The sequence below is a fragment of the Halodesulfurarchaeum sp. genome (assembly GCF_036626455.1).
Lineage (GTDB): Archaea > Halobacteriota > Halobacteria > Halobacteriales > Halobacteriaceae > Halodesulfurarchaeum.
This window is the reverse complement of sequence record NZ_JAZKRK010000054.1, coordinates 1-9,306: the sequence shown is the minus strand read 5'-3', so window position 1 is coordinate 9,306 and position 9,306 is coordinate 1. Positions and strand designations below refer to the sequence as shown.

The following is a 9,306-nucleotide window of genomic DNA, read 5'->3' as shown; positions in this document are numbered from 1 at the left end:
GTGGATCACGACGCCGGCACCCTCACAGTTGACGCAGATACGGTAAGCTACACGTTCAGGCGGCCAGGTGGGTGATAACTACATCCTCTAAGTCTTGCACGACACTTTGATCGGAAAACAGATAGTTCCCAGTGACCGTGCTGAATAGAGAGCGCAAATTCAGTACCATGACAGGGAGCAGGCACGACGGACGGCACTATCATGCGCGCTTTAGAGGGAACTGAGGAGCGAACACTAAGTACGTCCCGGTGAAGAGTCTGTATGAGCAGAGACGCGATGTATATCCGGGAAGCGATCGAACTGGCGCGTGAGGCGGTCTCAGACGGGAATACCCCGTTCGGGTCGCTGCTCGTTGTCGGTGAGTCCGTCCTCAAGCGGTCGAAAAACACCACGGTGACAGAGAACGACATCACTGCCCACCCCGAACTCAAACTGGCGCGGTGGGCAGCCCGTGAACTCGACGCTTCCGAACTGGCGGACTGCACCATGTATACCAGCACCGAACCCTGCGAGATGTGTGCGACCGCCATCTACTATGCTGGGTTGAACCGTGTCGTCTACAGCGTATCCGGAGAGTCACTGTCGAACGGACGGGGGGAGGCGAAAAGTGGGACTTCCTGCGAGGAACTGATCGAACGCAAGGGCGGATCCACGGAAGTTGACGGTCCCGTCCTCGAAACCGAAGGACTCCGCGTCCACGAGGAGTTCTACGGAGCGGGCTAACTCCGGGCAAAACGTGTGCCTCTTCGGGTAGCGACCCAGCAAGTCAGGGTGGCCACCTTTGTTTCCATCGGCGCATCTACATCCGCTCCGTGGCTGATGTATCTGCTGAACACAGGCTCTAAGTCTTGCAAGCCATTTTAGATAGAGATCAGGTAGTTCTCAGTGACTGTGCTAAATACAGTGCGCGAATTCAGCAAGCGCTGCTCCGTTGCTCAAATTAATAGCGGGACCGTCAGTCCAAATGTCTGGATGAGCCTACAGTCTTGGCCAGCTTTTCTGGGAACTGTCGACAGCGAATTTATCGGTGCCATGCTACCACCTCCCATAGATATATTCCTGAGCAGTTGGAAATCTTACGGATACCAATGTCCTCACAGGGTATAGCGATAACCGATTCTCAACCGGATGAGTCAGCTCGGAACTCCCGGCTCCGACTGTGGAACAGCGTCATGGCTATCCTTCACTTTCTGCAGGCAGTGGCGATGGTTATCCTGGCCGAGAAGGTCTTATGGCCGGTGACTCGCACTCTTTACGCATTCGACCCCCAAACTCAGTCGATTTTTCCTGAGACAGTCTCGTTTGTCGACGCAAACCTCCCGGTGCTCGTCGCGGGATTTCTCTTCATTTCTGCGGTAGCCCACACCATTATCGCCACCGTCAGGTACGACAAGTACACTGCGTATCTCGACAGGGGGATGAATCCGTATCGCTGGTATGAATACTCCGTCAGCGCCTCCCTGATGATAGTCGTAATCGGAATGCTGGCCGGCGTATGGGACCTCGGAACGCTCGTTGCGCTGTTCGGCCTCGTTGCGGTGATGAATCTCGCCGGACTCCTAATGGAACAACGGAACGAATCGACTAATCAGACAGACTGGACCCCCTACTGGGTTGGCGTCATCGCCGGCCTTGTGCCATGGATTACGATAGCGATCACGTTCGTCGGTTCAGTGACGGCCAGTGGCGGTGAGTTTCCCCAATTCGTCATTTACATCTACATTTCGATTTTCGTCTTTTTCAACCTCTTCGCACTGAACATGGCCCTGCAATACCTGGAAGTGTCACGGTGGAAAGACTACCTCTTTGGTGAGAAGATGTACATCCTGCTGAGTCTGGTGGCCAAGTCCGCCCTCGCTTGGCAGGTGTACTTCGGAACGCTAAACTCTCCAATCTAAGAGTCGGTAGCGTGGACAGTCGGGATCGGCAAAGTCTATGAACCGTTCATCAACCGTAATTGGGGATTTATAGGGTATTCTCCCTCTCTATTTCAGTACCTCATTTCTGAGAGTTATTGAGGCGTTTCATCCACTCAAACGTGAGTTATGGGTCCCTCAAACTCGTCTAACCGTTGGTCGGCAACGATCCGTTGAAGGCCTTCCAGATTCGCCCGGCCGGTCTCATTGATGGCTGCAGCGATCGCATATACCTCCGACCGCGGGACTTTGACAGCGTCTGCTTCGAGCGCATTCGTTGGATTCGCCTGCAGTTCCCGAAGCGTTCCGACGGCCAGCAAATACGGAATTGCCCACGCGGCGACTGTATTCCCGCTCTCGATTGGCATCGCCTGAATGAACTCCCGAGCGGGGGAGAGATGGGATTCAGCACGCGTGAGCACTCGTTCGATAACCCTCGTGACGCCCGTTCGGTTTCGTTCCGACAAAAGCTCCGCTTGTGGAACCCCCTCCTTTGCGAGCCACTCCGCCGGCAGGTAGATGTTGTTCTCGGTGGTGTAGTCCTCATAGACGTCTTTTGAAATATTGACCAACTGTAGCAGACGCCCGAAAGCTTCTTTGGTCGTTTCCAGTGTCTGACGTTGCTCCTTGGGGAGGGATTCTCGGGTGAGAAGATTCGTGATCATCGTCCCGACGGTTCCAGCGACGTAATGTGTGTAACTCCGCAACTCGAGGTCGCTCTGGATGCGAAGGCCGTTCTCAGCGGCGTAGCGTTCGACGAACCGAATCATTCCAGTCGTTAGTTCCTGAATCGGCTGCCGCATCGCCGTTTTCGTTTTCGCATCGAACGCCTCAAAAGTCTCAATTACTGTTGGTGCGTTCCTGACGAGGTCCCAATCAGCTGAGTCCGTTCCGGTTGAGATCCACGGTTGGATCGCATCGACAAACCCGTTACTGGTAGTCGTTGACGTGGAAGCCACTGTTGCTCGGAACGTTTGGAGAAGGTCTGACTTGGTGGCAACTGGAATATGGGACGCGTCCTCGATCGTGTCCGGGATACGGCACAGGAGATAGCCGACACAAATTTCGTCGGCAAGGGGATCTCCAAGGGCGTCGATAGTGAGTGCGAACGTTCGAGAAACCTCTTGGACCGTGTCGTGGCAATACTCGAGATCAGGTTCTGTGTTTGAAACGGGGCTCATAGCGGATGCCAAGGTGGCGGTTATCAGATCGTTCAATCTAACCATAGTGGCCCACGCAAAAAAGTACGCTGCCCACGTGTTCGGCACAAAACAAAACTGGGATCCAAACGATTTGACCGGTTGGGGCCCGGAAAATGGTAGATTCCGGTCGAATTGGACGGTAAATCGAACCACCCCAACTGTCTTGTCGAAGCCCGAGAGTAGTGGTCTCCGATCAAACTGATATCACTCCAGAAAAACGTGTCGCGGCCGGTCTGCCAACATTTCTCGTCCAGCAGAGACGGTCTCGCGGAAGTCTTCGGATTCGAAAAAGCCCATCGCGTCATTCCGGGCTTCCCACTGACTGGCGATGAACATGTCGTTCTCCTCATCAGTATTGACCAGCAAGTCGGTCTCCCGATGTCCTGTGACCTCTTCGAGTGCCTCGACGACGCCGTCAAAGGTTTCGACGAATTCCTCGCGGTGACCAGCTTTGACCGTGTAGAACATCCCCATCGTCCCCCACCCATCCGGGACGTCGCCCGGTAGACCGACGGTCTTCGGAAGGTCCGCGAGGAAACCGCTGGCGGTCTCCATAGCCGACTGAGTGTCCCAGATGCTCACGACGGCGTTTGGCCCGTCGTCACGCGAGTGATAGACCGCCGTCGAGACGTGGGTGTCGTAGTGCTCGAAGTTCGACCGCAGCCCGTCGATCCTCTCGGTGAGTGTGTCCACCGACGCTTCCGAATACAGGGCGACAGCGTAGACGTCCTCGCCGCGAGGCTGCCCGGCATACACGCCCTCCTCGGCCAGCGTTTCCCGAACTGAGTCGGTTTCCGTCTCCGCTTCGGCCTCCTCTCTCTCTGATGGGACAGGCTCCCCGTCCATATACGCTCCCAGGTCGGCCGCCGGGAACCGATGTCCGACAAAGAAAGGGCCGAACTCGCCGTACTTGGCCGTTGCTTCGTCAAAGCGCATCTCGTAGACGATCCGTTTCAGGGCTGTCGCCTCAGTGCTGAAAAGGGTGACACCCCACTCCCAGTCGTCGAGGCCGAATCCGGAGGTGATGTACTGAGTGATCGTTCCGGCATAGCCCTTGCCGGTCTCGCCGTGTTCGGCCATCATTTCGGCACGGTCCTCCATCGGCGTGTCGTACCAGTTGTATTCGGGGTCGCGACGTTTCCCCATCGGATAAAACGAGACGTACGTGTCCTCCGGAATCGAGGGGTACAGCTTCGACTCCATGTAGCGGGCCAACCCCGGATCGGCCTCGGCGTCTTCGTCGAAGTAATCCTGTGACGTGTACCCACCGACCTCCGTCACCGAGACGAAGGACCGAGATTGTGCCGCGAATCGCCCGAACGGGGTTCGATTGAACTGCCGCTCCGCCCGTTCGATCGCGTCAAGGGTCGGACGCAGGTGAATAGTGAGCAAATCGGCCTCCTGGCCAGTGATGGTGAACACGGCTGTCTCGCCCTCCTGGCCCTCGCCCGTCGTTTCGAGGAACTCGACTGCGGCCTCGGTGGCTGCCTCCTGTTGGGCCTTAGGCGTATCCTCCCAGGCAGGCCAGTCGATGCGGCGAAAGTCGTGCAGTACGAACCAACCTTCGTCCGTGGGTGGTGGGTCAGCCATTGGGATTGATTTTCGTCCGGGATAAAAGAGGGTTGGTGGACCGGCAGGGCCCACTGGCTTCTTTGAGCCATCGGAAAACGAGTTAGTCAGTCCCGAATCGAAAGGGCCTAATTACCAACTACGCGAACAACTGGCAATGCCAACTGAGAGTCGGTTCGAGTTTGACGCCACGACCGTGGCCCTGAGTGCTATTATCGCGGCAGCAGTCGCGGTCGCAACGATGGTGATCTCGATTCCATTGGGGGTCGGGTATCTGAACTTCGGAGAAGTGATTATCTATACCGCCGCGTTTCTCTTTGGCGGCACAGTTGCCGGACTGTCAGGTGGGATCGGTGCCGCCACGGCCGACGTCATTCTCGGGTTTCCCATGTACGCCCCCGTTACGCTCGTCGTGAAGGGGATCGAAGGTTACATCGTGGGCCACTTAGCTGGGGCGAGTCTCCGAAGTAAAGCGATCGCGGTCGCAGCCGGAGCGCCAATCATGATCGCGGGCTATGTGCTCGCTCGGGCTGTTGTCGAGGGAATCCCAGCGGCGATATTCCTTGAACTCCCGACCGACATCCTCCAGGCTGCGGTCGGGTTTGCGCTCTCCGTCCCGCTCTCGAAGGCCCTTGAAGGCCGGCTTCCCGAACTCAGATGAGTGTCATCACCGTCGAGGAACTGACCGTCCGCGCGACGGACGAAACAACGCTCGTTCGAGATGTCTCCCTCTCCATCGAATGGGGTGAGACGGTCCTTCTCGCAGGCCCATCGGGCAGCGGGAAAACGCTTCTCGGAACCGCTATCGCCGGACTCCTTGCGGACCAACCCGGTCTTTCAGTTACGGGCCAGCGCACCCGCGATGGAAACGTTGGGCTGCTCATGCAGAACCCCCGACGCCAACTCGTCAGAGAGCGGGTCCGTGCCGACGTGGCGTTCGGGCTGGAAAATCAAGGGCTGGAACCGGCCCGGATACAGGACCGAATCGAGACGTGGGCGGAGGAACTCTCTGCAACCGGGCTGCTCGACCGGAAAATCGACTCGCTGTCCCGCGGCGAAACGACACTCGTCGCGTTGCTCGGTGCGCTGGTAACGGACCCAGATCTGATGGTACTCGACGAGCCCCTGGCCCCACTCGATGACCGGAACCGCCGGCTCGTGATCGAAGCCATCGAAGCTTTGCAAGGTGAAACGGCACTCCTCGTGGCGGAACACGACGCGACAACGTTGCTTTCCAGCGTCGACCGCGTCGTTCTCCTCGAAGCGGGGCGAATCGATGCGAGTGGACCACCCCGGGAGGTCCTCCAGCCACTCAACGACGCGGGTGTCAAGCTCCCATTTGCAACCGACGTGGCACTGGCACAGGGCGAATCTCCCGATTCGGTCCCGATAACGGAGGAGTAAGCTGTGATCGAGATCCGAAACATCGGATTCGAATTCGAAGACGGCCCAACGGTCTTCGAGGACCTCTCGGTCAGCCTGGAAAGCGGACAGACGGTCGCCGTTTTGGGGGCCAACGGAACGGGGAAAACGACGTTGCTCAGATTACTCGCGGGCCTGATCGAACCGACCAGTGGCGAGATCCGGGTCAGCGGTGAGGACGATCCAGCTGTCGGCCTCGCACCCGAAACGCCCGCAGATGGATTGTTCGCTCAGTCGGTTGAATCCGAGGTCGCCTTCTTCCCTACGAACCGGGGCCTGTCTGTGGACGAACGGGTGCAAGACGCACTGGACCAACTGAACATCGAACACCTCGCCGAGCGAGATCCCTACTCACTCTCCGAGGGCGAAAAACGGCTTGTCACCATCGCCGCTGTCCTCTCCGGCAACCCCGATGTGGTCGCCCTCGACGAACCCACGAGTGGCCTCGATATGAGCGGGCTGGACCGCCTCGGAGACCGAATCAAGCGCATCAAGCGGACGGTCGTGCTGGTCACTCACGACACGGATTTCGCCTGGCGCTACGCCGACTCGGTGGTCGTCCTTTCGGATGCCGGTCTCGAGCGACAGGGCCCAACTGAGGCGGTTCTCAACGATCCCGAATTCGGTCTGGAGGCGATCGGGCTTCCCACGCCCCGTCCTGTGGTCTGGGCTCGGGAACGCGGGGTCGAACCGGCTCCAACCACCGTTTCGGAGGCGGTGTCGTTCCTGGAGGATGAGCCATGACCGCGACGCCGCCCCAATTCGACCCACGAGCCAGACTTGCGCTCACTGTCGCCTTCGTCGTGGCCGCCTTCCTGACCGGCGTAATCCGAAACCAGCTATTGCTCCTCGGATTGTTTTCGATACTCGTCGCCGTCCTTGGCTCCGTGCGGGTTCGGGACTGGGTGCGAGCGCTCGCTCCACTTTCTGTGTTGGTCGTCGTCCTAATCGTGCTGAACACCGTCTTCTATGCGTCCGGACCCGCGTGGGTCTCGGTTCCAGTCGGTCCGGTCGAACTCGCCCTGACACCGGGTGGGGTCGAAACGGCGGTTTTGATTGCTGTGCGGCTTGTGCTCGTGGCCGGCGCAGCGGCCTGGTTCGCGCTGGGGACTGAAACCGAACGCTTCGAAGCCGCGCTGACAGAAAGCGGCGTTCCGTGGTCCTTTGCGTTCATGCTCTCGCTCACTGTCAGACTACTGCCGGAATTGCGAGCCCGCTTCAGGACGATCGAGGAGTCCCAGCGGAGTCGCGGCCTCGACTTGTCAGGCGGCCCAATTTCCAGGATCAAGGCACGGATCCCCATGCTCGTTCCGTTTCTTGTCGCCACCATCCGCTCAGGGTACGAGCTCTCGACAGCACTCTCTGCCCGTGGTTTCGACGAGCCAGGACCCCGGACGTCGATTACAACAGTCGAGCACAGCCCCATCGATTTTGGGGTATATCTGCTTGCGATCGGTGTCGTGATCGGCACGGCCGTCTTCTTGTGAGCGCAGGTTCCATTCCAGGTCCGCTCGAGTGGCCAGAACCCATCTGGTCCGTACCGCCGACCTAAGGGTGCTCCACCGATAGTTTCCCGGCCACATCCCGAAACGCCGCTTCGACCACTTTCGATAGCGTGGGATGGGCGTGAACCGCGTCTGAAATGTCCCAGACGGTTCCCTGCCCACTTCGCATCGCGACCACCGCCTCATGGACTACCGTCGAAGCTTCGTGTCCCAGGACGTGGAAGCCGAGAATATCCCCCGCAGGGGACGCAAGGACCTTCGCAAGTCCCTCAAGCCCTTTCGCCCGGCCCATTGCGGTATCTTCGTATCTCGCACGCCCCACGACAAATGGTTCGCCGGCAGCGACGAGGGCCGCCTCCGTCCGCCCGACCGCTCCGATCTGTGGCTCGGCAAAAACCGCGTGGGGCATTGCGGAGTAATCGACCGCCTGGCGCTCATCGTGGACGATAAAGTCAATCGCGTGTCTGGTCTCGAAATCACCGGCGTGCTTGAACTGAAAGTGCCCCGCGACGTCACCCTGCGCCCAGACCTTCTCTGCAGTGGTTTCCAGATACTCGTTTGTCCGGAGAAAACCGTGCTCGTCAGTCTCGATGGCTGTGTGCTCGAGCCCCAGGTCGTCGGTGTTCGGCCGCCGACCGACGGCTATCAAGAGTTGTTCGCCCGTGACAGTCTCTCGGTCTCCAGCCTCCGATTCGGCCTGGACGGTGATCCCGTCCGGTCGCTCTTGGACCGCTGTGGCTCGATGGTCGGTCACGAGAGTATGTCGTCCCGAGGCGATATCCGTGAATTCCTCGGCCAGGTCCCGGTCCTCCCGGTCCAGGAGCACCGTATTGGAATGGACAATCGAGACGTCAGTGCCGAGGAGTTCGAAGAAATACCCGAGCTCGGCACCGATGTAGCCACCCCCAACGATGACCAAGCTGTCAGGCTGTTCGTCCAGATAGAGCGCCTCGTCACTCGTGAGAAACGGCAGGTCCGCAAGGCCGTCAATGGGCGGCACGACTGGCCGACTACCGACAGCGAGGAGGATACGGTCAGCGCGGTAGGTGTCTCCGGCCACCTCGATCGTTCGCTCGTCGACGAATCGGGCGTGGTCTTTCACCAGGGTCAGGTAGTCCTGCTCTCGATAGCGCTGTTCCATCTGCTCGGCGATTCCCGAGAGGGTCGATTCGACGTCCGATAGGATCCCTTGGAAATCCACGTTATGAACGGTCGCGTCGATTCCGAACTGCTCGGCCGTGTCGATAGTGTCCATGATCGTCGCCCGATGGATGAGCATTTTGGAGGGGTTACACCCACGATTGAGACAGGTGCCACCGAGTGGCCCTTTCTCCACGAGGACCGTCTCCAGCCCCGCCTCCGCCGCGGCGGCCGCCACGGAATTGCCGGTTCCCCCGCCAATGACTATCACGTCAACGTTTTGCATACTGTCTCCAAGAACCCGGCTGGTAAATAGGCGGTGACAGCGGGAGTTTCCGCGACACGCAAGCAAACTGAACGGCGGTCTCAACTCCCACACAGAATCGTGCCCTGCCCATTTACACACAACACACTCCCGATTTTCACACAAGGCCCCGACGAACTACACAAAACGTCCTGACGGAGTACTACACAAAACGTCCTGACGGAGTCCCACGCGAGCAAGCGCGAGCGTGGGGCACGTCAGGTCGCGAACGAGTGAACACAGTGAAC

The 9,306-nt window shown here is 58.9% G+C and carries 9 protein-coding genes; 6 read left to right on the top strand and 3 right to left on the bottom strand.

Annotated features, from left to right (window positions below; translation table 11 throughout):
- Positions 1–261: 261 nt before the first annotated feature.
- Positions 262–723 (top strand): nucleoside deaminase, encoded by a 462-nt coding sequence (locus V5A26_RS10745; RefSeq protein WP_332322495.1) that lies wholly within the window; start codon positions 262–264, stop codon positions 721–723.
- 365 nt (positions 724–1,088) lie between these two features.
- Entirely contained in the window at positions 1,089–1,898 is an 810-nt protein-coding gene (gene heR / locus V5A26_RS10740) for a heliorhodopsin HeR (RefSeq protein WP_442908775.1), read from the top strand.
- Positions 1,899–2,032: 134 nt separating this feature from the next.
- On the opposite strand, the gene V5A26_RS10735 is transcribed toward heR, so the two are convergent.
- Positions 2,033–3,097, bottom strand: coding sequence for a phytoene/squalene synthase family protein (locus V5A26_RS10735; protein WP_332322494.1), 1,065 nt, complete (start codon positions 3,095–3,097; stop codon positions 2,033–2,035).
- A gap of 225 nt (positions 3,098–3,322) precedes the next feature.
- Positions 3,323–4,708, bottom strand: a complete 1,386-nt coding sequence (locus tag V5A26_RS10730; protein WP_332322493.1) for a heme-binding protein — start codon at positions 4,706–4,708, stop codon at positions 3,323–3,325.
- 136 nt (positions 4,709–4,844) lie between these two features.
- On the opposite strand from V5A26_RS10730, the gene V5A26_RS10725 reads away from it, so the two are divergent.
- Genes V5A26_RS10725 through V5A26_RS10710 form a run of 4 tightly spaced genes read left to right on the top strand, consistent with a single transcriptional unit; the run spans position 4,845 to position 7,596 of the window.
- A complete protein-coding gene (locus V5A26_RS10725; RefSeq protein WP_332322492.1) occupies positions 4,845–5,348 on the top strand; it encodes an ECF transporter S component in 504 nt (167 codons plus the stop codon).
- Positions 5,345–6,091: an energy-coupling factor ABC transporter ATP-binding protein gene (locus tag V5A26_RS10720; protein ID WP_332322491.1), complete on the top strand. Its 747-nt coding sequence runs from the start codon at positions 5,345–5,347 to the stop codon at positions 6,089–6,091. Before V5A26_RS10725 ends, V5A26_RS10720 begins: the two co-directional genes overlap by 4 nt.
- 3 nt (positions 6,092–6,094) lie before the next feature.
- Positions 6,095–6,853: an energy-coupling factor ABC transporter ATP-binding protein gene (locus tag V5A26_RS10715; protein ID WP_332322490.1), complete on the top strand. Its 759-nt coding sequence runs from the start codon at positions 6,095–6,097 to the stop codon at positions 6,851–6,853.
- Complete coding sequence (locus V5A26_RS10710; RefSeq protein WP_332322489.1) at positions 6,850–7,596, top strand: energy-coupling factor transporter transmembrane component T; 747 nt, start codon at positions 6,850–6,852, stop codon at positions 7,594–7,596. The genes V5A26_RS10715 and V5A26_RS10710 overlap by 4 nt, the downstream gene beginning before the upstream one ends.
- 61 nt (positions 7,597–7,657) lie before the next feature.
- Here the strand turns inward: V5A26_RS10710 and V5A26_RS10705 are convergent, their stop codons facing one another.
- Positions 7,658–9,040 (bottom strand): dihydrolipoyl dehydrogenase family protein, encoded by a 1,383-nt coding sequence (locus V5A26_RS10705; RefSeq protein ID WP_332322488.1) that lies wholly within the window; start codon positions 9,038–9,040, stop codon positions 7,658–7,660.
- Positions 9,041–9,306 lie beyond the last annotated feature (266 nt).